This is a genomic window from Nocardia sp. IBHARD005 (assembly GCF_052814245.1).
Window position 1 is genome coordinate 3,817,436 of sequence record NZ_CP199935.1, and the last position, 26,040, is coordinate 3,843,475.

Consider the following 26,040-nt stretch of genomic DNA (forward strand, 5'->3'; position numbering starts at 1 on the left):
TGCCGGAAATCGGGGAGGGGAGTACTCGTATGAGTGGGACTGAAGATCAGCACGCCTACTGGACTCAGCTGGCGCAGCAGGCGGTCGCAGGGGTGTTTCGGATGGAACCCGAACTCGGGGAAGCACTCCGCGCCGCCGCGAAGGTCTATGCCGAAGGACTGGGGCGCGCCAAGGCGGACACCGCCACGCTGGGCCGCCTGTCAGGTTGGGGGTCGTTGCCGTCGGCGAAGGCGTTGCGCGTCAAGTTCGAGCAGAAGGGCTTTGGCGGCGGCACCGATCCCAATGACAATGCCGCGCAACGCATTCAGGACCATATAGACATCGCGTGGCTGCAGCACGACACCTTCGCTGCCGCGATCGGCAAGCTCGAACTCGTCGACGAGCAGCGCGCGGCACAGCTGCGTGCCGCAGGGACGGGTATCTGATGGGGTGGGGCTGGCAGGAAACTGTCGGACTGATTCCCATCGCGGGCACTTACCTCGCGGGCGGTATCGGCGGGTGGCGGGAGTCGCATGAGGCCGCGACCGAGCGTGGTCGGTTGGGGGAGGGAGCCTCGAATCAGTGGTCTCCTGACCGGACCATCATCAACGACGAGTACCAGCGGCTCGGTAGCGGCTTCACCGGAACTCCAGCCGGGAAGGTCGTGGAGCCCGAAGGATTCGGAGCCTGGCCACACTGGATGATCTACGCCAGGCTCAACGGTGCGGACGGCGATCCCGGAGTCTCGGCCGCCGACATCAATGCCGGCGCGGACGCCTGGCGTCGGTTGACCACGACAGTCGACGAACTCATCACGACTTACGACGCGACGATCGCGCGGGTGATCGGCGAAATGTGGTCGGGCCAGGCCGCCAACGCGGCCGTCGACGGGGTTCGGGAGTACGCCACCCAGGCCAAACAGTTGCCGACCGCATTCCAGCTCGTCGCCAACGGGATCGACCTGATGGAGGGCTACCTCGCCCAGGCCAAGATGGCCATCCCCGAACCCGAGGAGCTCAGTACCTGGGACAAGATCGCGGGCGCCATTCCGGGCAACGGGCTACTCAAGGGCGACAGGCATCAATACAACGAAGCCGAGGCCGCCGCCCAAGAGCTCATGACCAATTTCTATTCGCCCGGTTCCGTACAGGTCGACGGACAGACCCCGGTCCTACCCGTCGCCAAGAACACCCTCGGCGAACTAGGCGATGGTGACCGCAACGGCGGCGGCCCCGGAACGAACACCAACCAGCCCGGTGGTGGCGATACCGGCCGGTCGACCAACCCGGCCACCACCACCGAGGACCCGAGCACCGGCGATCCGGAAACCACCGAACCGGACACGGAAGACGTGACCACCGGCGACGACGACACGACATCGGCCTCGACCACGCCGGAAACGACACCGACCACCCCGGCTGGCACCCCGGCCACCACGCCGACCGGAGGTGTGCCGAGTGGCTCTGGTGCACCCGGTTCGGGCTCGCCGTCGGCTGGTGCTCCCGGTTCCGGGCTGCCAGGCTCTGGTAGCCCCGTCGCCGGTATTGCCCAACCAGGTAAGCCCGGTGCGGGATCAGCAGGCGGAGTGGGTAATTCGGCCGCCGCTGCCCGGGGGCCGGGCTCGGGAACACGGGGAATGCCCGGCATGATGGGTGGTGGTGGCGCCGGGCGCGGCCAAGGCGGCGACGACGAGACCGAACACAAGATACCGGACTACCTGATCCACGAACGTGAGTCCGAGCTGATCGGACAACTCCCCGCAGCGTTGCCTCCGGGCGGAGTCATCGGTTGACCGACAGTCTCGCTCCAGGACTCCGGTACCAATTCGACGGTCTCACCTTCCAGCTCGCCCTCGAAGCCAACCGGCGCGACCGGTTCCCGTACCCGCTCAGCTATCGGCGCGAGTTCGCGGCCTATCGCGCTGACGACGAGCGCCGCCGCCGCGAAGCGGGAACGCGCCTGCGCCGGATCTACGACGAACAGTTGCATGCCACGTTCCAGGTCTTACTGGAACCACGGGTGCGGATCGAGATCGAAGGCGTGCACGGTCCGCAGTCCCAGGTCCTGCGCGTCTACGTCGGTATCGCGGGTCCGATCGCGGTACTGGCTGTCCAGCAGCCCGGACCCACCCACGCCCACGGCGGCGACATTGTGGTCTCGACACATCGCAGCACCGGCATCGCCGCTGACGTCACCGCCCGGTTACCACGGTTGCAGGCAGGCAGCCGACCTCGCTTCGATGGCAGACGCGGCGATCTCGATACCCCCGTCTACGCCCGCCACCCCACGCAGCTGTCCCCGACCGAACAACTACGGCGCTTTTTCCACCGCCCGCGCATCGGCGGCGGCGAGATCACCGTCTACCCCGGCTACCAGATCGATGCCCGCCCGACCGGCGACGGGCGCGCGTTCTGCTGGCTCGACTACCCCGAGGACGGCCGCTACCTGCTCCAGAACCACGACAGCGAGAACTTCACCGTAATCCCCGGCGGCCCAGAAGAACTCATGCGCCAGATCGGCACCCGCATAGATATGCTGAGCCGCCCACAGACGACCACGTGGTAATCGACCGCGCACCCTGGTAGCTGGCCGATCGACAAGTGCCGACCTCGATTCGAGTCAGGATCGGGCCCGATCCCGCGCTGGGTGCGATGCTCTGTGCTCTCGATGGACCGCGTGAGGCGAGTGGTTGTCGGCGGCGTCGTCATGTGCGGGACCACAGCCATTCGGGTCACGGTCACTCGCCCGGTACACCACTGAACTAACGTGGTGGCCGTGAACTCAGTCCTGGCCTACATTCCGAGTCCGCCGCAGGGTGTCTGGCACCTCGGACCCTTCCCGCTGCGGGCGTACGCACTGTTCATCATTCTCGGCATCGTCGTCGCCATCTGGTGGGGTGAACGCCGGTGGCGCGAGCGCGGTGGTCAGCCGGGCGCCGTCCTCGATGTCGCGATGTTCGCGGTGCCGTTCGGGCTGGTCGGCGGCCGTATCTACCACGTCGCCACCGACTGGCAGAAGTACTTCGGCGCGGGCAAGCACCCCGTCGAGGCGCTGTATATCTGGCAGGGCGGCCTCGGTATCTGGGGTGCGGTGTTCTTCGGTGCCATCGGTGCCTGGATCGGCTGCCGGATGTACAAGATCCCGCTGCCCGCGCTCGGCGACGCGGTCGCGCCCGCGGTGCTGCTCGCCCAGGCGATCGGCCGGCTCGGCAACTACTTCAACCAGGAGCTCTACGGGCGTGCCACCGAGGTCCCGTGGGGTCTGGAGATCTACGAACGGTTCGACGCGGAGACCGGCGCGCGCGACATGATGAACGGGGTGTCGACCGGGCGGGTGCTCGAGGTCGTGCAGCCGACGTTCCTCTACGAGCTCGTCTGGAACGTGCTGGTCGTGATCGCGCTGGTGCTGCTCGACAAGCGCTACCGGATCGGCCACGGGCGTCTGTTCGCGCTCTACGTCGCGGGCTACAGCTTCGGCCGCTTCTTCGTCGAACTGCTGCGCAGCGACGAAGCCACCCACATTCTCGGCATCAGGATCAACTCGTTCACTGCCGCGCTCGTCTTCCTCGGCGCCATGGCCTATTTCGCGCTGGCGACCAAGGGCCGCGAGACGCCCGCGCAGTTGCAGCCGGACGGGGAGCCGCGCCCGTGGCCGTGGCAGTTCTCCGCGCTGCGGGCCGCTGGTGCGGCGGGCAGCACCGTGGCGGCGACGGACTCCGCGACAGCGGTGGTCGACGTCACGAAGAAGACGGATTCCGCTGCGGTGGAACATGATTCGGTCGACGCGGACGAGACCGATCCCGCCGACGATCGCGCGAAGGGCGCCGCTGACGCGAAGGACGCCGCGGATGTGTCCGGCGAGGATTCCGGGTCCGCGACCGGCGCCGCCTCGGAGCCGACGAAATCGGCTGCGAAGAAGTCCTGATCCACGACCGTTTTCGTCGAATCGGCGGGCGTCCGGCAACAGTGCGGACGCCCGCCGCGATACTTCGAATGAGTGGCGAAGGCCGATCGGGTGGTACCCGACAAGACAACAGCGGGCAGCACCGGCAACAATATCGGCGTGATCGTCGCGGGCGCACCGCCGTTCGGCCGATCGCCACTGGCCGGGGGCCACGACGGGTACCCGCACGAATGATGGAGACATGAGTGACCGACCCCTACAACCCCAATCCCCAGTACGGCCCTGACCTGAGCAAGCCCCAGGACGGCGGCTCGCAGCCGCAGTACGGTCAGCCGGCCTACGGTCAGCCCGCCTACGGTCAGCCCGCCGATCCGTACGCCCAGCAGCCGCAGCCCGGTTACGGCCAGCCGCAATACGGTGCGCCGCAGCCGCAGTACGGCCAGCCCGCCGATCCGTACGCCCAGCAGCCGCAGCCGGGCTACGGCCAGCCGCAGTACGGTGCGATGCCGCAGGGCTACAACCCGAACGACCCGGAGGCGCCCTACGGCCGGGACATGTACGGCGTGCCGTTCTCGGACAAGCAGAAGCTGATGGCCGGTCTCCTGCAGATCTTCCTCGGTAGCTTCGGCGTCGGCCGTTTCTACCTCGGCTACACCGGTCTCGGCATCGCCCAGATCGCGGTCACCTGGCTGACCTGTGGCCTCGGCGCCATCTGGCCGCTGATCGACGGCATCATGATGCTCACCGGCAAGGTGCCCGACCCGCAGGGTCGCCCGCTGCGCGACTGAATCCTCGCCCACACCGGGAGGTAGACGGGTGCTCCGCTCACGCGGAGCGCCCGTTTCGCGTTTCCCCAGCGACTCACCGCGATCGAAAAGGGTGATCTGCCTGGTTCCGGGCTTCGGTCGAAGCCGTTTGGAAACAGGACTTTCCAGGCACGTCGCCGCGAGGTGACAACTGATTTCGTGAACACAGGGATAAATCATCGGGAACGCTCGGCCCCATCCCGTCGAGAACCGCCGGTCCGGTTGTCAGGTGACTACGACCTCCCGACCGGCCAAATTCACGGAGTGGCGGATGAGCACTAGGCTGGGGCACGTGATGCGACGGACGAAGATTGTGTGCACCTTGGGGCCGGCCACTGCTACCCAGGATCGTATTCGTGAGCTCGTCGAAAGCGGCATGGATGTGGCCCGGCTGAACTTCAGCCACGGCGATCACGCCGACCACGCCGACAACTACAAGATGGTCCGGGCGGCCTCGGACGAGACCGGCCGCGCGGTCGGTATCCTCGCCGACCTCCAGGGCCCCAAGATCCGCCTCGGCCGCTTCGCCGACGGCAAGACCGTGTGGGTCAACGGCGAGCAGGTGCGGATCACTGTCGACGAGGTGGACGGCACTCACGACCGCGTCTCGACCACGTACAAAGAGCTCGCGCAGGACGCCAAGGCCGGTGACCGGCTGCTCGTCGACGACGGCAAGGTCGGCCTGACGGTGGAATCCGTCGAGGGCAACGACGTGGTCTGCCGGGTGACCGAGGGCGGCCCGGTGAGCAACAACAAGGGCCTGTCGCTGCCCGGCATGAACGTGTCGGTGCCCGCCCTGTCCGAAAAGGACATCGCCGACCTGGAATTCGCCCTTGACCTCGGCGTCGACTTCATCGCACTGTCGTTCGTGCGCTCGCCGTCCGACATCGAACTCGTGCACGACATCATGGACCGCGTCGGTCGCCGGGTCCCGGTGATCGCGAAGCTGGAGAAGCCCGAGGCGATCGAGAACCTCGAGGCGATCGTGCTTGCCTTCGACGCGGTGATGGTCGCCCGTGGTGACCTCGGTGTGGAGCTGCCGCTCGAGCAGGTGCCGCTGGTGCAGAAGCGCGCGATCCAGATGGCGCGCGAGAACGCCAAGCCGGTCATCGTCGCCACCCAGATGCTCGAATCGATGATCGAGAACTCCCGGCCCACTCGCGCGGAGGCCTCCGACGTCGCCAACGCGGTGCTCGACGGCGCCGACGCGGTGATGCTGTCGGGGGAGACCTCGGTCGGCGCGTGGCCGATCGACGCGGTGCGCACCATGGCCCGCATCGTGACCGCGGTCGAGACCGAAACGTCGCGGGTGCCACCCCTGACCCACGTGCCGCGCACCAAGCGTGGCGTGATCTCCTACGCCGCCCGCGACATCGGCGAGCGGCTCAATGCCAAGGCCCTGGTGGCGTTCACCCAGTCCGGTGACACCGTGCGCCGTCTGGCCCGCCTGCACACTCCGCTGCCGCTGCTGGCCTTCACCCCGCTGCCGGAGGTGCGCAGCCAGCTCACCCTGACCTGGGGCACCGAGACGTTCATCGTGCCCATGGTGGACACCACCGACGCGATGATCCACCAGGTGGATCAGGCGCTGTTGTCGCTGGAGCGTTATCGCAAGGGTGACCTGGTGGTCATCGTCGCCGGTTCCCCTCCGGGTACCGTCGGTTCCACCAACCTGATCCACGTGCACCGCATCGGCGAAGAGGACCACTAGTAGTGAACAGTTCGATCGAGATCGAGACCACCCAGGGCGAGCCGACACCCGATCTGCGGGTGTTGCTCGACCTGCTCGACCTCGAGGCGATCGGCGAGGACACCTTCCTCGGCAACCATCCCGAGAAGGTGTGGAGCCGCACCTTCGGCGGGCAGCTGGTGTCGCAGGCGATCATCGCGGCGGGCCGCACGGCGGGGGAGCGGCCGCTGCACGCGATCAACGCGCATTTCGTGCGCGGCGGCGATGTGAAGAAGCCGATCGAGTACCACGTGCAGCGCCACCGCGACGGTCGCGCCCTGGCCAACCGGACGGTGACGGCCAGCCAGGACGGCCAGGAGCTGTTCGTCATGCTGGCCGCGTTCCAGGACTGGGGCAAGGGCCTCGAGCACGCGCACGAGGGCCCGGATGTGCCCGATCCCGAAACCCTGCCCCGGGTGGAGGAGAGCTTCGCCGGCTTCGAGGACAAGCTGGAGATGTTCATCAAGGCGCCGCACCCGATCGACATGCGCTATACCAACGATCCGGCGTGGATCCTCAAGGGCACCGGCGAGAAGCTCAACCACAACCGGGTCTGGATGCGCACCGACGGCTCGCTGCCGGACGATCCGCTGCTGCACGTGGCCGCGCTGGGCTACTCCTCCGACACCACGGTGCTCGATTCGATCATCACCACGCACGGTTTGTCGTGGGGGCTGGACCGGATTCTCGCGGCGACGGTGAACCATTCGATCTGGTTCCATCGTCCGTTCCGCTTCGACGACTGGGTTCTCTACGCCACCGAGTCACCGGTCGCGGCGGGTTCACGTGGGCTGGCGACCGGCCGGTTCTATTCGCGCACAGGCGAATTGATCGCCACGACCGTGCAAGAAGGCGTTATCCGGCATTTCCCGGCCCGCTGAGCGCGGCGGTGTGGCCCCGCTGACGGCTCCCGCGGCCGAGCTCAACGCAGTTCGTGGTCGAGTTCCGGTTCGACGACATCGGTGCGCTGATGCGCGCGCAAGGTGAAGGGCACGCCGCGGGCAGGATGCGGTGTGGCCGCGCCGTACACGGCCAAGGCGAGACCGTGCTCGAGGTCGGCGATGTCGGCGTCGGTGAGGTCGGCCGGGTCGCCGACCAGACTCAGCGCGATCTCGTAGGTGCTCTCCGTGCTCGGCTCGCGGCCGGGACAGCTACCGCGCCACTGTGATTCGAGATCGCGATGGACCGGATCGCTCGCGTCGACGGGCATGGTGAACCGCCAGGCATAGACATCGCGGTCGTGCACATGGTCGTCGAGGACCGTCCGGACACTGGCGACGATGCGGTCGAGGATCTCCGGTGTCACATACACATGGAGCGAAACATCCGAAATGCGTTTCGGCAAGTCTGTAGTCCCGTCGTGTGTCGAACCTGCAAGGGGTAACACCCACGTCCGCGCCGAAGTGTAATCCCTGCGCGGCGTCGCGAACAGCCCTGACAGCGGTCAGAGCGCGAAGGTGGCGTATTGCGGAGGGGTGGACTCGGCCCTCGCGGGGACTCAGCGCCTGCGCTGCGCGGCGAGGAATGCCGACAGTGGCCCGCCGGGCCCGCCGGGCGCTATCACCAGGCCGGTGCTATCGCCGTCGCCGGAGCGTTTCGTCTGCTCGTGCGGTGCCAGCGCTCCCAGCACGGGGAACAGCAATTCGGCGATGCGGTCGCCGACCTCGAGGAAGGCAACCGGGGAAAGGCCGATCGGGTCGGCGATGTTCTCCCGGCCGACATAGGCCAGGTTGTTGCGCGCATGGTGCAGTGCGGCAATGGATTTAGCGCCGGTGACCTTGGCGATGCGGTACGCCTCGGCGAGGGTGAAGGTGCGCGGGGCGGTGCCGAAGGCAAGCTCACCGACCTGGTCGCGTATGGAATCGGTCATCGTCAGGACCAGGTCGGCGCGATCGACCATCTCGGGCTTGAGCTTTCGGGCCTTGAAGCCGGCGGTGTCGCCACCGAGGCCCTGGATGGTCTCCACGGCCATCGGCTCGGGCGGAAAGCCGACCAGGGCCCTGGTGCCCGCGCTCTCCGCGGTGAGGCCGGATAGACCGTGCTCTGCCGCGAACGCCCGGGTGAGCCGTTCGGCGATCACCGACCGGCAGACATTGGAGTTGCAGACGAACAGCACGTGCATACCGACACCGTAATCGGGTCGATTGTCGTGCAGTAGGCCAGAATTGTAACCATCACAAACGCGGTACTACTTATTCACCTCTCGGTTGAACGCTGTACATCAATCATGATGCGCAAATCCGTTGTGTGCCAACGTGATACCCGCGAGATATGGCGCGGAAACCTTGCGGTGATATGTGTCGATCATCACTCGTTCCGATTGTAATCGTTCGTTCTTTAATAATTCGATTCGGTAATAACCGGCCATATGGCCGGTGGGGCGCCGTGTACCCGGCCGCGAGTGGAGAACATCGGGCCGCGCCCCGGCGCGAACGCCGCCAGCCCGGTCGGTGCCGACATGTCGTCGTAGACCGCGTCGATGCCGCCACGGCGGAAGTAGGCCTCGTGCCAGAAGCCGGTGCCGCCGGAATCGCGGAGGAATTGACCCCGCCACTGCCGGTGCGGCTCCGATCGCGTCCAGCGCTCGCGCGAATCCAGATCGCGCCAGTCCTGCCGGGCGCCCCAGTGCGGCGGAAACATCGACCACACGATGTCCTCGTGGCGCGGTAATCCGTCGGGCCGGTCGGCATGTGAGCGAGACAACTTCGGGCCGACACCGAGCAGCCGCAGCATGCCGCGTGGGGTGCGTACCCGCATGCCGAGCGGGATCATCACCAGGTCGGGGTAGGCGTCCGGGTCGACCGTCGTGCTGTGCACGCGCAGGATCGCAGCCGCTTCCACGGTGCCCTTTCGAGGTGCAACGGGGCAGGCGGACGTCCGGTTCGACCGGCGGTTCGCTTCCCGGCGCGCCGAGACGCTATAGTGACCGCGGTGCGCCGGGTTGGCGGAACTGGCAGACGCGACGGTCTCAAAAACCGTTGTCCGGAAGGACGTGTGGGTTCGAGTCCCACACTCGGCACCACGGCGGAAGCGCGGCGCAGGCAGCCGCGCTCCGCGGGGGAGTATCCGGCGCAGGGTGTGCGCGCGATCTCATCGCAGGCGCATTCTCTGCGCGGAAGCAAAAGGTACTCTTACATCGCCAGTCGTGGTGTGATCGACAGGCATCTCCAATCCAGAGGGGTCGAACCTATGAGCACGAATGCAGCCGGCGCCACGCGTGAGGCCGCGGCCAAGCGGGTCGTCGTCGCCGAGGATGAGGCCTTGATCCGGATGGACCTCGTCGAGATGCTCAAGGAAGAGGGCTACGACGTCGTCGGTGAAGCGGGCGACGGGCAGCAGGCCGTCGAGCTCGCCGAGGAGTTGCGCCCCGATTTGGTCATCATGGACGTGAAGATGCCGCGCCGTGACGGCATCGACGCCGCCGCCGAGATCGCGTCGAAACGTGTTGCGCCCGTGGTGATTCTGACCGCGTTCAGCCAGCGTGATCTGGTCGAGCGCGCACGTGACGCCGGCGCGATGGCCTATCTCGTGAAGCCGTTCACCAAATCCGATCTGGTCCCCGCGATCGAACTCGCGGCCAGTCGTTTTCACGAAATCACCGCGCTGGAAACAGAAGTCGCGAATCTGTCGGACCGTTTGGAGACGCGCAAACTGGTCGAGCGGGCCAAGGGCGTGCTCATGCAGACCCAGGGGCTGTCGGAACCGCAAGCGTTCAAATGGATTCAGCGCACCGCGATGGATCGCCGCACGACCATGAAGGCGGTCGCCGAAGTCGTGCTGGACAACCTCACCCCGCAGTGACACGCTCCGGCTCGCACCGCCGCGCGGGCCGAAAGCAGAGAATATTTACGTAAGCGAAACAATAATGTGAACTATTGCTGGACAACTGACCTCCGACATGATGCGAATGTGATGCGGATCTAACACAGCGGCGATATGTTCTCTGCGGGCTGAACGTGGTCGGCCCCCTCGGTGAACCCGGGGAGCACAGGACATAGAGGTGAGACGTGCTCAGTTCGACATGGCGCAGTCGGTCGACGCGAGGAGTTCTGGTTATCGGAGCTGCCGCGTCGTTGGTGTTGTCCGGATGCAGTGACAAGTCGTCCGATGGCGGCGGTGGCGGCAACTCCGATCTCTCCATCCAGTCGGTCGTTCAGCTCGATACCGAGGGCAAGGCGGTCGCGACCACCGACGCCGGTGCGGCCGCGGACCCCGCAGGCGACGGCAAGGCCAAGTGCGCTCCCCTGACCCTCGGCATGGCGGGCCCGCTGACCGGCGGCAATGCCGCCCTCGGCATCAACATCATCATGGGCGTGAAGCTCGCGCTCGACCAGCACAACAAGGCCAACCCGGACTGCCAGGTCTCGGTGAAGCAGTTCGACACCGAGGGCAAGCCGCAGATCGCCAGCCAGGTGATCCCGACGATCGTCGCCGACCCGAATATCGTGGCCCTGGTCGGCCCGACCTTCTCGGGTGAGACCAAGGCGACCGGCCAGATCCTCAGCGAGGCAGGCATGCCCACGCTGACGGCATCGGCCACGAACCCCACCTTGACCACCAACGGCTGGAAGACCTTCTTCCGCGGCCTCGGCAACGACAACTCGCAGGGCCCGGCGGTCGCGAAATACCTGACCGGCGAGAAGGGCTTCAAGAAGATCTGCGTCGTGCAGGACAACACCGACTACGGTGCCGGTCTGGCACAGGCCTTCATCACCGCCGCGGGTCCCGCGGCCGACGCCTCCTGCGGGACCAGCGTCAAGGAAGGTGACAAGGACTTCTCGGCAGCGGTCTCGAAGCTGTCCGCGGCCAAGCCCGACGCCATCTTCTACGCCGGTTACTACGCCGAGGCGGCGCCGTTCGTGCAGCAGCTGCGTTCCGGTGGCGTGACCGCGGCCTTCGTTTCCGCCGACGGCAGCAACGATCCCGAGTTCGTCCGTCAGGCAGGCTCGTCGTCCAAGGACGCGCTGCTGTCGTGCCCGTGCAGCCCGGCGCCGGAGAAGTTCGCCGCCGATTACAAGGCGCTCAACGGCCAGGCCCCCGGCGTCTACTCCGTCGAGGGCTACGACCTGACCACGATCCTGCTCAAGGGGATCGATGCCGGTAAGGTCACTCGCGCCGAGCTCGTCGACTACGTCCGTAACTACGACGGCACCGGTGTTGCCCGCCAGTACAAGTGGGGCGAGACCGGCGAGCTGGCCAACATCCAGATCTGGATGTACCAGGTCAAGTAGTTCCGAAGACGTGTGCAGCGGTGCGCGTGGCTGTGCTGCCACGCGCACCGCGCGCCTGACGCGAGAGTAACCATGACATCAGCGGCTTCGCTCGGTGTGACCCTGTTGGCCGAGGGGTCCATCGATTTCAACGTCTCCGGGGTGATCGACCAGTTCTGGCGATTGACCGTGGACGGCCTGACCTACGGCTCGATCTACGCCCTGGTGGCTGTCGGCTACACGCTGGTCTACGGCGTGCTGCGACTGATCAACTTCGCCCACTCCGAGATCTTCATGCTCGGCATGTTCGGCACCTACGTGGGACTGGAACTGCTCGGCTTCGCGCCGAGCGGCAACGTGTATTCCCAGGGTGTCGCGCTGACGGTTCTCTACCTCGGCGTGGCGATGCTGTTCGGCATGCTCGTCTCGGGCATCGCGGCGGTGGGGCTCGAACGGATCGCCTACCGGCCGCTGCGCAGGCGTGGCGCGAAACCGCTGGCCTTCCTGATCACCGCGATCGGTATGTCGTTCGTGATCCAGGAGTTCGTCCACTACATCCTGCCCAAGATCAAGCCCGGTCTCGGCGGGTCCAACGCCCAGACCGGTATCCGGCTCGTGGAGCCGAAGGTGCAGTTCAGCTTCCTAGGCGCGCAGGTCACCAATGTGGCGCTGGTGATCTTCGCCGCGGCCGTCGTACTCGCGATCACCACCGAAATCGTCATCAACAGAACCAAATTCGGTCGTGCCATCCGCGCGGTCGCCCAAGACCCCGACACCGCCACCCTGATGGGTGTCTCGCGTGAGCGGGTCATCGTGCTGACCTTCCTCATCGGCGGCCTGCTCGCGGGCGCCGCCGCGATGTTGTACACGCTCTACATTCCCACCGGCATCATCTTCTCCGGCGGTTTCATCCTCGGTATCAAGGCGTTCAGCGCCGCGGTGCTCGGCGGTATCGGCAACCTGCGTGGCGCGCTGCTCGGCGGTCTGCTCCTCGGCATCGCCGAGCAATACGGGCAGATCCTGTTCGGCACCGAATGGCGTGACGTGGTCGCGTTCGTGCTGCTGGTGACCGTGCTGATGTTCCGGCCGACCGGCATCCTCGGCGAGAGCCTGGGGAGGGCACGCGCATGACAGACCTGACGAAAACTCCGGAAGTTCCCGTGGCACCCAAGGATCGGCGTGGCGTCGGCGACGCGATCCGCGGCTGGTGGGACGGGCTCTCGCGGCCGGCCCAGTGGGCCGTCGGTGTGCCGATCATCGCCTTGCTGGCGCTGATGCCGCTGTTCCCGCCGCCGCTGCTCGACACTCCGGGCGTGAGCTTCGGTGGTGTGATGGCGCAGTTCGCCATGTACGCGTTGATCGCCATCGGCCTGAACGTGGTGGTCGGCCAGGCGGGTTTGCTCGACTTGGGCTATGTCGGTTTCTACGCCGTCGGCGCCTACACGGTCGGCCTGCTGACCAGCCCGAACAGTCCGTGGAACCAAACCGACGGCGGATGGCTCAGCTCGGGCTGGGCGTGGGTGGCCTGTCTGCCGATCGCGGTGGCGCTGACCGCGCTGGCCGGTCTGATCCTCGGCTCCCCGACCCTGCGGCTGCGCGGTGACTACCTGGCGATCGTGACGCTCGGCTTCGGTGAGATCGTGCGCCTGATGGCCGACAACCTGGGCGATCTGACCAACGGCAGCCTCGGCCTGTCCAAGATCGCCTACCCCGAGGTCGGTGAATCCGAAGCGCACCCCGGTGGCTACTTCTCCCCGGGCAACCTCGGCGACAAGAGCAGCTGGAACCCGTTCGATCGCGCGAGTAGCGGTACCTGGTGGTTCTGGCTCGGCATGGTCCTGGTGATCGTGGTGCTGTTGATCATCGGCAATCTCGAGCGCAGCCGGGTCGGCCGCTCCTGGGTCGCCATCCGCGAGGACGAGGACGCAGCCGAGATCATGGGCGTGCCGACCTTCAAGTTCAAGCTGTGGGCGTTCGTGATCGGCGCTTCGGTCGGTGGACTGTCCGGCGCGATGTATGCCGGTCAGGTCACCTACGTGAACCCCAAACAGTTCGACATCATTTTGTCGATGCTGTTCCTGTGTGCCGTCGTGCTCGGTGGTTCGGGCAACAAGCTCGGCGTGATCGTGGGCGCGTTCCTCATCGCGTACCTGCCGATGCGGTTGCAGTCGGTGCAGCTGGTGTCCAACGAGTCGACCGGCTACCTGCTGCTCGGCCTCGATATCGCGCTGCTGATCGGGCTGTGGTTGCTGTGGCGTCTGCGCGGTGATCAGCTGGCCGTGTGGGTCAGACGCGTGGTGATCGCCCTGGCGATCTTCGCGGTGATCGCCGGATTGCTGCTGTTCGGCAGCGTGCTGCTGTTCCGTAAGGGTGGCGCGCAGAACCTCGGTGACCTGAAGTACCTCTACTTCGGCATCGCGCTCGTGGTGATGATGATTCTGCGGCCACAGGGTCTGTTCCCGGTGCGGCAGAAGCTGCTCGCCTACGGCAGACAGGTGTACCAGGCCGTTGTGCGCAAGCCGGCGGCCGAATCGATCGGAGTAGGGCAATGACGGGGCCGGGCGCGGGAGACGCGCTGTACGACAACGAAGACATGAAGGCCGGCTACCAGCCACCGCCCGAGGTCGAGCCAACCGGCGACGTCGACGTCACCGCGGTGATGCCCGAACTCGCCGATGCCGAGACAGTCGCCGAGGTGGTCGCGCCGCATCGCGCGATCGAGACCGCTGTCGGCGAGCCGCTGCTGCGCACCGACGGGCTGACCGTCAAGTTCGGCGGTCTGACCGCGCTCGACGGGGTGAGCTTCGAGATCCGTCGCGGCGAGATCCTCGGCCTGATCGGCCCTAACGGCGCGGGCAAGACCACCTGCTTCAACGCGATCACCGGCGTGTACAAGCCCGCGTCGGGCAGTGTGCACTTCGACGGTCGGCCACTGGCCAAGACCAAGCGCAACGAGATCACCCGGATGGGTATCGCGCGCACGTTCCAGAACGTGCGGCTGTTCGGCGAGATGACGGCGCTGGAGAACGTGGTCGTCGGCACCGACGCTCGCCATACCACCTCGGTGCCCGGCGCGGTGTTCCGTACGCCGAAGTTCAAACGCGAGGAACGTGACGCCATCGAACGTGGCATGGCGCTGCTCGAGTTCGTCGGCATCGCGCCGCGCGCGGTGGAGAAGGCCCGCAATCTGTCCTACGGCGATCAGCGCCGACTCGAGATCGCGCGGGCGCTGGCCACCGAACCCAAACTGCTGTGTCTTGATGAGCCGGCTGCTGGTTTCAATCCCAGCGAGAAGTCGGCGCTGATGGATCTGATCCGCAAGATCCGCGACGACGGCTACACCGTGCTGCTCATCGAGCACGACATGCGCCTGGTGATGGGCGTGACCGACCGGATCGTGGTCCTCGAGTTCGGGCGCAAGATCGCCGACGGCCTGCCCACCGCGGTGCGCGAGGACCCGGCGGTGATCGCGGCCTACCTCGGCGTGCCCGACGCGGACACCATCGCCGAGGTGCGTGAGGAATCCGTGGCCGCCGCGGAGGAGGGGGCGACCCCGTCGCCGGTTGCGGCCGCTGTGGTGCAGGCGCGCGAGGACGAGCCGCAAGCCGTTGCCGAGAAGGCGGTGCCGCTGCTCGAGGTGCAGGACATGGTCGTGAACTACGGCCGGATCGAAGCGCTGCACGGCATTTCGCTCTCGGTCGCCCAGGGCGAACTGGTGACCCTGCTCGGCGCCAACGGTGCGGGCAAGACCACCACCATGCGGGCGATGTCGGGCCTGCTCCCGCTCACCTCGGGCCGGATCCTGTTCCAGGGCAAAGACATCACCACGATGAAGGCCCACGATCGGGTGGTCGAGGGTCTCATCCAGGCGCCCGAAGGTCGCGGGGTGTTCCCCGGCATGACCGTCGCGGAGAACCTCGACATGGGTTGCTACGGCAGGCCTTTCGAGAAGAAGACCGAATACCAGCAAACCCTCGATTGGGTCTTCGAACTGTTCCCCCGCCTGGCCGAACGCCGCAAGCAGGTCGGCGGCACGATGTCGGGTGGCGAACAGCAGATGCTCGCCATCGGCCGCGCCCTCATGGCCCGGCCCAAGCTGCTGTTGCTCGACGAACCGTCGATGGGTCTTGCGCCCATGGTGATCCAGCAGATCTTCCGGATCATCAGCGAGATCAACCGCCAGGGCACCACCGTGCTGCTCGTGGAACAGAACGCGCAACAGGCCCTGACCCGCAGCGATCGCGCCTACATCCTGGAAACCGGCGAGGTCACCAAGTCCGGTCCCGGTGCGGGGTTGTTGACCGACCCCGCGGTGATGTCGGCCTACTTGGGCGTCGACTGAATCGTTGGAGTACTCGCGCCCGCGACGACTATGGCGCCTACAGTCGCGGGTGCGAGGGACGGTCTGTGTTCGGTAGTCCCAGGCAGGTTTGACGCTGTGTTTATTGGAGCGCTGGCGCGCTCGAGTCGCGGCCCTGAGGGGCCGCCGGTTAGCCACCGGGGCTTGCTCCTTCGTCGCGTACGCCCCGGCGGCTAACCGGCGACCCGGCCGCGACCGGCCACTTCGTGGCCGCCGCTCCCTCGGGGTCGCGGGTGCGGGGTTGGTAGTGCGGTCATGGCGGTCTTGGGGTTTACGGGTGTGGTTGGGAGTGCGGTAGGGCTGCGGACTTGGGGTTTACGGGTGTGGCTGGGAGTGCGGTAGGGCTGCGGACTCGGGGTTTACGGGTGTGGCTGGGAGTGCGGTAGGGCTGCGGACTCGGGGTTTACGGGTGTGGCTGGGAGTGCGGTAGGGCTGCGGACTCGGGGTTTACGGGTGTGGCTGGGAGTGCGGTAGGGCTGCGGACTCGGGGTTTACGGGTGTGGCTGGGAGTGCGGTAGGGCTGCGGACTCGGGGTTGCGCGGTGTGGCTGGGTGGGGCGTGCGCGGTCGTGGCGGTGGTCGTTCTGTCGGGGGGTATCCCTAGACTCGTGCGGGTGAGTTCACCGACGACTGCGCAGGCATCGACAACGACCACCGCCCTCGAGGGGGAGCGGCCTACGCTGCTGCTCCTGGACGGGCATTCGATCGCCTATCGCGCCTTCTTCGCGCTACCGGCGGAGAACTTCAAGACCGTCACGGGTCAGACCACCAACGCGGTGTACGGATTCACCTCGATGCTGATCAATCTGCTGCGCGACGAGAAGCCGAGCCATGTGGCCGCGGCGTTCGACGTGTCGCGCAAGACTTTCCGCACCGAGGCGTACCCGGAGTACAAGGCCAATCGCAGCGCCACCCCCGACGAGTTCCGTGGGCAGGTCGAACTCACCAAGGACGTGCTCGGCGCGATGGGCATTCCGGTGATGGCCATCGACGGCTACGAGGCCGACGATGTGATCGCCACCCTCACCACCCAGGCCGTCGCTCAGGGCTACCGGGTCTTCATCGTCACCGGCGACCGCGACGCGATCCAGCTGGTCAACGACGAGGTCACCGTGCTCTACCCGAAGAAGGGCGTCTCGGATCTGACCCGCTTCACCCCGGCCGAGGTGGAGACCAAATACGGCCTCACCCCCGCGCAGTACCCCGACTACGCGGCCTTGCGCGGCGACCCGAGCGACAATCTGCCCGGCATTCCCGGCGTGGGGGAGAAGACCGCCGCCAAGTGGATTCGCGAATACGGTGACCTCGCCACCCTGGTCGACCGGGTCGACCAGGTGAAGGGCAAGGTCGGCGAATCGCTGCGCGCGAACCTGTCGAGTGTGGTGCTCAACCGCCAGCTCACCGAGATGGTGCGCGAGGTGCCGCTGCCCTACACCCCCGACCAGCTGATCAAGGCGCCGTGGGACCGCGACAAGATCCACCAGCTCTTCGACGACCTCGAGTTCCGGGTGCTGCGTGACCGGCTGTTCGACACGCTCGGTTCCCCCGAGCCGGAAGCCGAGTCGGGTTTCGAGATCAGCGGTGCCGCTCTCGAACAGGGCGCGGTCGCCGACTGGCTGGCCGAGCACGCGAAAGCCGGTGTGCGCCACGGTCTCTCGATCGTCGGAACCGGCACTCCGGTGCACGGTGACGCGCGGGCTCTCGCCATCGCCGCCGCCGACGGAGAGGGCGGCTACATCGATCTGACCGTGCTCACCTCCGAGGACGAGACAGCCCTCGCAGCCTGGCTGGCCGACCCCGAGGTGCTCAAGGCACTGCACGAGGCCAAGTCCGCCGGTCACGCGCTGCGCGGTCGCGGCTTTACCCTGGGCGGTCTCACCACCGACACCGCCCTGTCGGCCTACCTGGTCCGCCCCGGCCAGCGCAGCTTCAACCTCGACGACCTGTCCCTGCGCTACCTCAAGCGCGAACTGCGCGTCGAGACCGGCGACACCGGCCAGCTCTCGCTTCTCGACGACGAGGACACCCTCGCCGCCGACGTGGCCCGCGAGGAAATGCTGCGCGCCCGCGCGGTCGCCGACCTGGCCGTCGCCCTTGATACCGAACTCGCGGCCATCGAATCGACCCCGCTGCTCACCGAGATGGAGCTGCCCCTGCTCGGCGTGCTCGGTCAACTCGAGGAAGCGGGCATCGCGGTCGATGTCACCCAGCTCGAAAACCTCCAGCAGCAGTTCGCCGACCGCGTCACCGAGGCCGCGAACTCCGCCTACGACGTGATCGGCAAGCAGATCAACCTGGGCTCGCCCAAGCAGCTGCAGGTGGTGCTGTTCGACGAGCTCGACATGCCCAAGACCAAGCGCACCAAGACCGGCTACACCACCGACGCCGACGCGCTGGAATCGCTGTTCGAGAAGACCGGCCACGCGTTCCTGGAACACCTGCTGGCCCACCGCGACGCGACCCGGCTCAAGGTGACCGTCGACGGCCTGCTCAAGTCGGTCTCCGACGACGGCCGCGTGCACACCACGTTCAACCAGACCATCGCCGCGACCGGTCGCCTCTCCTCGACCGAGCCGAACCTGCAGAACATCCCGATCCGCACCGACACCGGCCGCCAGATCCGCGACACGTTCGTGGTCGGACCCGGCTTCGCCGAACTCATGACCGCCGACTACAGCCAGATCGAGATGCGCATCATGGCGCACCTGTCCGGTGACGCCGGCCTGATCGAGGCCTTCAATTCCGGCGAGGACCTGCACACCTTCGTCGCGTCGAAGGCCTTCGACATCCCGATCGCGGAGGTGAGCCCCGAACTGCGCCGCCGGATCAAGGCCATGTCCTACGGCCTCGCCTACGGTCTCAGCTCCTATGGCTTGAGCGCTCAGCTGAAGATCAGCACGACCGAGGCCAAAGAGCAGATGGACGTGTACTTCGACCGTTTCGGCGGCATCCGTGACTACCTGTCCGACGTCGTCGATCAGGCCCGCAAGGTCGGCTACACCCAAACCCTGTTCGGCCGCCGCCGCTACCTGCCCGATCTGGACTCCAGCAACCGCCAGCGTCGTGAGTCCGCCGAACGCATGGCGCTGAACGCCCCCATCCAGGGCACCGCCGCCGACATCATCAAGGTCGCGATGATCAACGTGCAGAACGCGATTCGCGAAGCGGGCCTGCGCTCCCGGATGCTCCTGCAGATCCACGACGAACTCGTCTTCGAGGTCGCCGACGGCGAACGCGAGGCGCTCGAAGCCCTTGCACGCGAACAGATGTCGGCCGCGATCGAACTCTCGGTCCCGCTCACTGTCTCTGTCGGCACCGGCCGGAGCTGGGACTCGGCCGCGCACTGAGTCGGTCCACCCAGCACAATGGGCACCAACCCGCGGGGTCGGTGCCCATCGTGGCGTAGCGGAAACGCGAGTTAGGCGTTGACCGTCACAGCGTCATCGGCGATCGAGTAGCTGATCGAACCGTTCTCGAAGTGGCTGATCTTGCCACCGTCGATGTCCCGCTCGTCGGAGGTCGGGTAGCCGAACCGGCCCCCCGCGCCGCCTTCGGCTTCCCATGCCAGCCGGATGGCGCCGTACACGGTCTTGGCTCCGGTCGGGAGCTTGAAGTAGATGACACCGCCGGTGAATTCCTGGAACTTGCCACCGTTGGGGGCGTCCTGCTCTGCGGAGGTCGGCTCACCCAGCGGGCTGGACGCGCCACCGGCTTCGTTGTAGTGATCGCCGATAGCCCCAGTGACTTCGAATGCCATGTCGAACAATTCCTTTCACGCGGTAACAATTGGCCTAGCGGCGGCGACGCTACCGTGCGATCGCCCGTTCTGGGCAGCGACTCGCGGGAGATTCACAGTCTGGTCAGATCGTATTAGCCAGCGATTCGCTCGTGACCGGTGTCGGGAACGAGCGCACTGCCGGCTCCTGATCGGCCATCTCGGATTGTCTCCATTGTGAAACCCGATGTGGCGCTAGAGGAAACGCTGCGCGATAGCTTCGGCGATCTTGCGGGGCTCGTGTTCGGTGGTGAAGTGCCTGGCGTCGGGCAGCTCGACGACCTGGTGATCGGTGAATGTGTCGCGCATCCGTGGCAGGAACGACGCGGGGCGGAAAGCCAAGTCCTTCATACCCCAGACCAGAAGCGTCGGTGTGGCGCCGAGTCGAGCGGGCACGGCGGTGGCCAGCTGCTCGAGAAAGGGGCGGGCAGCCAGGATCTGTCCGGGCATCGCGGCGATGCCGCGCCTGGCTTCGGGTGAGGGCTGCACCTTGCGATAGTGATCGGCCTCGGCCTCGCTGATCGTGTTGCGCAGCTCGCGGAGCAGGAAACGCTCGACGAGGAGGTTGTCGCGCAGGATCCGCCGCTGCATCGGCGAGCTGGCCATGACCCGGCTGAATGCCTTCTGCGGCCAGGTCTGCGTCGGCCACAACAAGGTATTGCCGAGCACCAGCCCGCGAACCCGGTCGGCGCGATCGGCGCCGACGGCGGCGCCGATCGGCCCGCCCCAGTCCTGGCCCATGATCACGAATCGGTCGAGCCCGAGATGGTCGACGAGCTCGCCGACCACGGCGGCGTGTTCGGCGATGGTGTAGCCGTAGCCCGGTGGCCGCTCGGACAGGCCGAAGCCCGGGTAATCGACTGCTATGCAACGAAATCGGTCGCCCAGCTCACCGATGATCTTGCGATAGAGAAAACTCCACGTGGGGCTGCCGTGACAGAACAGGATGGGGATCCCGGAGCCTTCGTCGATGTAGTGCACCCGGCCGGCGGAGGAGGCGAACCACCGGGACTCGAAGGGGTAGAGCGCTTTGTCCGGCGTGAAATCGATCAGCATCGCATCCATCCTTTCCGAGGGCTTCGAACCGACCTTACGGCCCAAAATAATTGCGGTTCAATGTCTTCGGTGGGATACATCAGTGAGATGTTTGCCACCTCGGCTACGTGCTTTCGTGGAGTGCGATGTGGAATCGGACAGGGGCGCGGCCGCGGCGGACGAGCAGCCCGCGCCCGGGTGGTTGGGTCGACATGGCGGCACCGGGCCAGATCTGGCCTTCTTGACGATCCTCCGACAGCAGGATGCCGGTGGCGCCTTGCTCTTTGAGGGCCTGGATGACGGGCTCGAACAGTGCGCGCGCCACACCACCCGAGCGCCGGAACACCAGCAGGTGCAAGCCGATGTCGCGAGCGTGCGGCAAGAAGGGCAGTAGCGCTCCCAAGGGCCCTGGGCCGCTGGGGGAGAGCAAGTCGAAATCATCGGCGATCACGAAAATCTCGGGTCCGTTCCACCATGAGCGGTCGCGGAGCTGCGCCGGGGTGACGTCCTCGGGTGGCAGACGTTTGGCGAGTTCGCCCGCGATCCCCGCGCCTGCGTCCTGGGTGCCCGCGTAGGCACCGAGGTACTGGTCGGGGACCTCGTCGAGCAGACTGCGTCGGACGTCGAACATCGCCAAGACGATCTCGTCATCACCTCGATGCGCGATCAGTTCGGCGATGATGACGCGAGCCAGGTTCGTCTTGCCGGACTCGGCATCGCCGAAGACGAGCAGGTGCTGGTCGCTGCCGAACAGATCAAGGCTAACCGGTCCGAGCTCGGCTTCGTCGACACCGATCAGCGCGGGTCCCACACTCGAGTTCCGGGCGCGGTGCGCATCGAAGTTCAGGTGGGTCGGCAGCATCCGAACCTCTGGTGCGCAGGGTCCGGCCCATGCGTCCGCGATGGCAGCCACGGTCGCATCCAGCGGCTCGACATCTCCGGTGGCCGATCGCAGGACCAGGAGGCTGATCTGGGCCAGCAGCTTCTCGGCGCCGACGCAGCGTCCAGGGGTACTGGCACGGATGTTCTCGACTACCTTGCCGGCCCGAGCCCACTGTCGGGCGGGCTGTGCAGGAAAGCGCCGGTGATCAGCCGGTACCACTCACCGGCGTCGATTCCGACTTCGGTGTATCCGGCTGTGTTCACAGGACTCAGTGATCTCTAACTCGAATTATCTTGATGGGCAAAGGGTCGTCGGCAGGTTCTCAGCCGATCAGATCCACCAGAACTGTATCGACGGACTTCAAAATCGCCACCGCGACAAATATCGCGACGGCCACCGCTATGCGCCGGTTCCGCAAGCGTGGGTCGATGGCACGCACCGCCTCAGGTATTGCTGCCTGCGCCGCCGGATCGTCACCCGCGGCAGCGAGCAACCGTCGCGTTCCCTCCTCGGTCCGGCCCCGCCTGATCTCGCTGGCACCGAGCGCAGTCAGCGCGCCACGGTTGTCCGGATCCAGGCTCAACGCACGGTGCAGCATGTGATCAGCGACGGTATAGGCCGCTGTCCCCGGTGCTTCGGTGGCGCGGATGAGTTCGGCACGGGCCACATACATGTCGGCATTGTTCGGGTCTAGCCGCATCGCCCGATCGAGCGCCGCGCCGGCACCCTTGTTGTCGCGGCGGATCAACGCCAAGGCCAACAGCCGATGATTCTCGGCGTCATCCGGCGCGAGCTCCACACATCGACGCGCCGCTCGCAGCGCCGTTTTCGCATACTTGTCGGCACGAATCTGGTTGTCGTGTTCCACCCGCCGGCTTCCCGCGACCGCTACCCGCGTGCTCACCTGCCATCCGACCAGCGAATCCGGATCGACCCGCACCGCCTCGGACGCCAATTCTCCCGCGCGCATCACGTCCCCGGTTCGCCACGCGGCCAGCGCCGCTGACCCGAGCCGATCTGCCGACTCGTTCTCGTCGCCGCTCACCGATCACCGCCGGTACCGCCGAACGCGGTGACCTTCCAGTCCCGGGCGGGATCGATGGAGACCACATAGGTGACAGCGGAGGTCGACCCGGCAGGATCGCGCGTGGTGGTCGTCGTCACGTCGATGATGGCGTCAACGGTGTAAACACCGGCCGCACCGGAGCGCGCCTTGGCCAGAACCGGTTTCGCCGTGCTGACCAACTTCAGCGGGCCGATGACGCCGTGCAGTTTCTCGACAGTACTGTCCAGGTACTCGGCCAACTCGGGCACCGTGTTGTGTTTCATCCGAGCCGCCCACGCGGGCATATCGCGGTAGTCCACCGTGGCCGCGCCGACGACGTAGTCCAGCACGATCCGCTCCGCCTTCGCCGCATCCGGCGAGGTGAAGCCGAGTGTGGACGAGCCCGTGTCCCATTGGCTGAGCGTGATCTGCGGCTGGCCGGTGGCCGACCCGCCCGCGGACATCACCACACCAGACCCGACGATGATCGCCGCAGCTGAACCGATAATCGCCTGGGCAATCCGGGTGCGGTGCCGACGGTGCGTATCAATCTTCACAATTTCCTCTATCTAATCCCGATTGTTCTGTCAGTTGTTCATCGGCGCAGTCGGGGTCGGGGTGTGTCCTCGAGTTATGTTGCTGCGTATGACCATTTGCGTTGGAAAGCCATTACTGCTCCCTCGAGCTCTCGAATCGTGTCCAGACATCGGACGGGGTGGCATCGTGTTCGAACCAGTTTTCGACGCCGGTTTCCGTCGGTATGGCAAGGACATTGGGCTCATCAGGAGTGGTTTCGGAATCGAGCACGTCGGCGAGGCCCGTCAGTACTGCGGCCAACCGGGGCTGGTTTCGAGCGTAGACGGTTGGCTGTGCTCGCCCGTTGAGGTCGTACGGCAGCCAGGCATCTGACCGTGTGGTCAAATCGGTTGCGATATAGTCCCGGTAGACGCCGGTACCGAGGGTGAATAGCCCGGACTGAATAGCTTCGTCACGATCGGTGCCGAATATGCCGGTGCATTGGATCGACGCGTCGACCGATGCGATATCGCCTGGATCCATGTTCGTCCGTATATGGCTCGCGAGTCTTTCGATTGCTTCTTCGGTGTAGCTGTCTGTGGCGGCGAACTCGCCACTGAACAGTGATGTATCGGGGTTACCGATCTCGATGACCTTTATCTTCATCTTCGGCGCGCCGAGTGCGAGTCGTTCAGATACAAGTAGGGAATAGGCGGCCAGCAGGTTGCATAGACATAGTTTGACCGGATCGGACTGATGATCTCGACCCCATGTCCACCGTGCTACATTTCGTGAAGCGATCATCAGTTTTCCCTCCCGTATGAATGGCCCGCTGCGCGGGATGAACACACTCCCGTCCAATGTGCGCACTCACCTGACTTGCCATTTTCCCTGTGCCGCACCGATGATAGTGACCTCTTCCGACCATTCATCGACCTGAGCTTTTGGCACAACCGCGCGCCAGGCCTGAGTTCGGACATTCGGTTTAGTGTGTCGACCCGTGCCGCATCGCCGCGAGAATCTCCGCTTGAACTGCAGGAACATCGGGCGGGAAGGTTTGACTGGCGCCGTTGATCGCGATCGTGGCCGAACGCAGCGGCCGCAACTGCTTCACCACATTGCCGATCGCCAGGCCCGTCAAGGCCTGGACACGGCGGGAAACGGCGAGGGCAGTGAACACGACCGTGAGGTGCGCCTCGATCGACTCACGGGTCCGATGGAACACGGGCCTGGCCGCGAGATCGGTTTTCGACATACGGAAACTGCGCTCCACCTGCCACAACTCGTGATACTTCGCCATCACCTCCGCCGCCGGCATCACCGACGCCTCGACGTTGGTCACATACCCCTTCAAGCCGACCAATTCCCGAGCACGCTGCAACGCCTTCTCGTCCAGCGCGCGGTCTTTCCCCGCGACCGTCACGAAACGTGTTGCCTTCGTAGCCTTCTCGCCGGACACGACCGCCCGTGCCTTCGCTTCTTGGGCGTTCAAGGTGATCGTGTCCCGCCGCGCCCGGGCCGCCGAGTAGTGCCAGACCGCCCGCCATGCCTTCGTGTCGGTCCTTTTCCAGACCGGCTCCGCGCGCTGCTTGCGATCGTTGACGATCGATTTCGCGTTGCGCGGGGTGACGGTGTCGATGACCTGCCCGCCTTCGAAAAGGTCTCCGTTCCAATGGAAATGAGACGCGAGATCGCCCGGCGCTTTCACCGAGCGGGAACCCACAATGAACGACATGCCCGCCTCGTCGAGCTTGGTGAGGTTGTTCGCCGACAACATCCCGGCGTCGGCGGCGATCACCATCGGGGTCTCGCTGAGTCCGTGGCGGGTGCGGAACGCTTCGACGACCGGCAGGATCGTCTTCGTCTCGGCCTGCGTCCCTTCGAAACAAGCGATCTCCAAAGGGAACCCGGACCGGTCGACCAGCAGCCCGACAACGATCTGCGGATCGACCCGCCGCTCTTTCGAGTACCCGACTTTCCGCAGGTCATCCTCCTTCTCGGCCTCGAAATACAACGTGGTCACGTCGTAGAGCAGCAAGCCCAGGCCACCGGTCTCCCCGGCGTGAGCGAAGCACTTCCCGCCGATCAGGTCCCGGTATCGGCCGGTCTGGATCTTCGCGAGGTCACGTTGAATTGTCTTGTAGGACACCGGATCGGCTCCCAGATCGGCCAACACGCGGACGGAGTCGGCTTTCGATGTCGGTTCCACGATGCGGGCGATCACCAGGTCTCGGAACACCGGATCGTCGACGACACCGAACCCGAGGCGGTCGAACACCGCGCCGAGGGCGCCGTAGAGCAGCCGGGAGCTGGTGCCGGTCGTGCGGCCCGTCGCTGCCACCGCGGCAGCCGATTTCGGCGGGCCTGACAGGGTGCCTGCCGTCCAGTCCGCGACGTCGTCGATTCGCACGACTGGTGTCGGCACATCGAAGTCCAGCATCTGCTGACCAGCGGTGATGATCTCCTGCGCGCGGGCGAGCAGGACACCGAGCTCGGCGTCGTTGTGAGCCGAACCGAGGTGCTGATCGATGATGTCGCGGCCACCGGCTCGATGCGCGATCTGGACCGCTACCGCTCCGGATGCCGTCCGTGTTTTCCGCACGAACACCCGGGCGACGCTACCGGTTAGTGTGTCCGCAGGCACCATCCGGAAACTGAACCAGCAGGTCAGACGCCCACCGCCCGAAGATTCGAACGATGGTGTCCGAACTCAGGCCAGGCATTCCGACCGACTTCCGTGATTTCGAGGCGACGAGCCTCCTGATAGTCCCCCCGGTACTCCAACACCACATCCGCCGAG

General features: G+C 66.0%; 24 protein-coding genes, 1 tRNA gene and 1 pseudogene. 16 read left to right on the plus strand and 10 right to left on the minus strand.

Annotated features, from left to right (window positions below):
* The first annotated feature begins 29 nt into the window (after positions 1-29).
* The 8 genes from ACTWPB_RS17825 (at position 30) to ACTWPB_RS17860 (ending at position 7,298) form a co-directional block, all read left to right on the plus strand.
* Positions 30-425, plus strand: coding sequence for a hypothetical protein (locus ACTWPB_RS17825; protein ID WP_446221747.1), 396 nt, complete (start codon positions 30-32; stop codon positions 423-425).
* Positions 425-1,771: a PPE domain-containing protein gene (locus ACTWPB_RS17830; RefSeq protein ID WP_446221748.1), complete on the plus strand. Its 1,347-nt coding sequence runs from the start codon at positions 425-427 to the stop codon at positions 1,769-1,771. The genes ACTWPB_RS17825 and ACTWPB_RS17830 overlap by 1 nt, the downstream gene beginning before the upstream one ends.
* On the plus strand, positions 1,768-2,544 hold the full coding sequence (locus tag ACTWPB_RS17835) for an ESX secretion-associated protein EspG (RefSeq protein ID WP_446221749.1): 777 nt from the start codon (positions 1,768-1,770) through the stop codon (positions 2,542-2,544). Before ACTWPB_RS17830 ends, ACTWPB_RS17835 begins: the two co-directional genes overlap by 4 nt.
* A 204-nt stretch (positions 2,545-2,748) precedes the next feature.
* On the plus strand, positions 2,749-3,903 hold the full coding sequence (lgt, locus tag ACTWPB_RS17840) for a prolipoprotein diacylglyceryl transferase (RefSeq protein ID WP_446221750.1): 1,155 nt from the start codon (positions 2,749-2,751) through the stop codon (positions 3,901-3,903).
* Positions 3,904-3,975: 72 nt separating this feature from the next.
* Complete coding sequence (locus ACTWPB_RS17845) at positions 3,976-4,116, plus strand: hypothetical protein (RefSeq protein WP_446221751.1); 141 nt, start codon at positions 3,976-3,978, stop codon at positions 4,114-4,116.
* Between the two features lie 11 nt (positions 4,117-4,127).
* Complete coding sequence (locus ACTWPB_RS17850; RefSeq protein WP_446221752.1) at positions 4,128-4,670, plus strand: NINE protein; 543 nt, start codon at positions 4,128-4,130, stop codon at positions 4,668-4,670.
* A gap of 310 nt (positions 4,671-4,980) precedes the next feature.
* Positions 4,981-6,399 carry a pyruvate kinase gene (gene pyk, locus ACTWPB_RS17855; RefSeq protein WP_446226393.1) on the plus strand — a complete coding sequence of 473 codons (1,419 nt, stop codon included), beginning with the start codon at positions 4,981-4,983 and terminating at the stop codon, positions 6,397-6,399.
* Positions 6,400-6,401: 2 nt separating this feature from the next.
* Positions 6,402-7,298, plus strand: coding sequence for an acyl-CoA thioesterase (locus ACTWPB_RS17860; RefSeq protein ID WP_446221753.1), 897 nt, complete (start codon positions 6,402-6,404; stop codon positions 7,296-7,298).
* A 41-nt stretch (positions 7,299-7,339) separates the two neighbouring features.
* Here the strand turns inward: ACTWPB_RS17860 and ACTWPB_RS17865 are convergent, their stop codons facing one another.
* The 3 genes from ACTWPB_RS17865 to ACTWPB_RS17875 all read right to left on the minus strand — a co-directional run bounded on the left by ACTWPB_RS17865 (position 7,340) and on the right by ACTWPB_RS17875 (position 9,240).
* Positions 7,340-7,723, minus strand: a complete 384-nt coding sequence (locus tag ACTWPB_RS17865; protein ID WP_446221754.1) for a hypothetical protein — start codon at positions 7,721-7,723, stop codon at positions 7,340-7,342.
* 192 nt (positions 7,724-7,915) lie between these two features.
* Positions 7,916-8,539: an arsenate reductase/protein-tyrosine-phosphatase family protein gene (locus ACTWPB_RS17870; protein WP_446221755.1), complete on the minus strand. Its 624-nt coding sequence runs from the start codon at positions 8,537-8,539 to the stop codon at positions 7,916-7,918.
* Between the two features lie 215 nt (positions 8,540-8,754).
* Positions 8,755-9,240, minus strand: coding sequence for a monooxygenase family protein (locus ACTWPB_RS17875; RefSeq protein ID WP_446226394.1), 486 nt, complete (start codon positions 9,238-9,240; stop codon positions 8,755-8,757).
* A 112-nt stretch (positions 9,241-9,352) separates the two neighbouring features.
* Between ACTWPB_RS17875 and ACTWPB_RS17880 the strand changes: the two genes are divergently transcribed.
* From ACTWPB_RS17880 to polA, 8 genes and pseudogenes are all read left to right on the plus strand, one after another.
* Positions 9,353-9,439 (plus strand) — tRNA-Leu (locus ACTWPB_RS17880).
* A 167-nt stretch (positions 9,440-9,606) separates the two neighbouring features.
* Positions 9,607-10,218 (plus strand): ANTAR domain-containing response regulator, encoded by a 612-nt coding sequence (locus ACTWPB_RS17885; RefSeq protein ID WP_446221756.1) that lies wholly within the window; start codon positions 9,607-9,609, stop codon positions 10,216-10,218.
* Between the two features lie 272 nt (positions 10,219-10,490).
* Entirely contained in the window at positions 10,491-11,648 is a 1,158-nt protein-coding gene (locus ACTWPB_RS17890) for a branched-chain amino acid ABC transporter substrate-binding protein (RefSeq protein WP_446221757.1), read from the plus strand.
* 72 nt (positions 11,649-11,720) lie between these two features.
* Positions 11,721-12,758: a branched-chain amino acid ABC transporter permease gene (locus ACTWPB_RS17895; protein ID WP_446221758.1), complete on the plus strand. Its 1,038-nt coding sequence runs from the start codon at positions 11,721-11,723 to the stop codon at positions 12,756-12,758.
* On the plus strand, positions 12,755-14,179 hold the full coding sequence (locus ACTWPB_RS17900; RefSeq protein WP_446221759.1) for a branched-chain amino acid ABC transporter permease: 1,425 nt from the start codon (positions 12,755-12,757) through the stop codon (positions 14,177-14,179). The genes ACTWPB_RS17895 and ACTWPB_RS17900 overlap by 4 nt, the downstream gene beginning before the upstream one ends.
* A gap of 41 nt (positions 14,180-14,220) precedes the next feature.
* Positions 14,221-15,135 (plus strand): annotated as a pseudogene (locus tag ACTWPB_RS17905) (ABC transporter ATP-binding protein); the annotation flags it as partial.
* A 138-nt stretch (positions 15,136-15,273) separates the two neighbouring features.
* Positions 15,274-15,969 (plus strand): ABC transporter ATP-binding protein, encoded by a 696-nt coding sequence (locus tag ACTWPB_RS17910; protein ID WP_446226395.1) that lies wholly within the window; start codon positions 15,274-15,276, stop codon positions 15,967-15,969.
* Positions 15,970-16,600: 631 nt separating this feature from the next.
* The gene (polA, locus tag ACTWPB_RS17915) at positions 16,601-19,333 is read left to right on the plus strand and encodes a DNA polymerase I (protein ID WP_446221760.1); all 2,733 of its coding nucleotides are present in this window, start codon (positions 16,601-16,603) and stop codon (positions 19,331-19,333) included.
* A gap of 71 nt (positions 19,334-19,404) precedes the next feature.
* Here the strand turns inward: polA and ACTWPB_RS17920 are convergent, their stop codons facing one another.
* The 7 genes from ACTWPB_RS17920 to ACTWPB_RS17950 all read right to left on the minus strand — a co-directional run bounded on the left by ACTWPB_RS17920 (position 19,405) and on the right by ACTWPB_RS17950 (position 25,887).
* Positions 19,405-19,743 carry an LGFP repeat-containing protein gene (locus ACTWPB_RS17920; protein WP_446221761.1) on the minus strand — a complete coding sequence of 113 codons (339 nt, stop codon included), beginning with the start codon at positions 19,741-19,743 and terminating at the stop codon, positions 19,405-19,407.
* Positions 19,744-19,956: 213 nt separating this feature from the next.
* Positions 19,957-20,817: a haloalkane dehalogenase gene (locus ACTWPB_RS17925; RefSeq protein ID WP_446221762.1), complete on the minus strand. Its 861-nt coding sequence runs from the start codon at positions 20,815-20,817 to the stop codon at positions 19,957-19,959.
* 103 nt (positions 20,818-20,920) lie between these two features.
* On the minus strand, positions 20,921-21,709 hold the full coding sequence (locus tag ACTWPB_RS17930) for a hypothetical protein (RefSeq protein WP_446221763.1): 789 nt from the start codon (positions 21,707-21,709) through the stop codon (positions 20,921-20,923).
* A 292-nt stretch (positions 21,710-22,001) separates the two neighbouring features.
* Positions 22,002-22,724 carry a tetratricopeptide repeat protein gene (locus ACTWPB_RS17935; protein WP_446221764.1) on the minus strand — a complete coding sequence of 241 codons (723 nt, stop codon included), beginning with the start codon at positions 22,722-22,724 and terminating at the stop codon, positions 22,002-22,004.
* Positions 22,721-23,281 (minus strand): hypothetical protein, encoded by a 561-nt coding sequence (locus tag ACTWPB_RS17940; protein ID WP_446221765.1) that lies wholly within the window; start codon positions 23,279-23,281, stop codon positions 22,721-22,723. Before ACTWPB_RS17940 ends, ACTWPB_RS17935 begins: the two co-directional genes overlap by 4 nt.
* A gap of 112 nt (positions 23,282-23,393) precedes the next feature.
* Positions 23,394-24,044, minus strand: coding sequence for a hypothetical protein (locus tag ACTWPB_RS17945; protein WP_446221766.1), 651 nt, complete (start codon positions 24,042-24,044; stop codon positions 23,394-23,396).
* A 181-nt stretch (positions 24,045-24,225) separates the two neighbouring features.
* On the minus strand, positions 24,226-25,887 hold the full coding sequence (locus ACTWPB_RS17950; protein ID WP_446221767.1) for an IS1634 family transposase: 1,662 nt from the start codon (positions 25,885-25,887) through the stop codon (positions 24,226-24,228).
* Positions 25,888-26,040 lie beyond the last annotated feature (153 nt).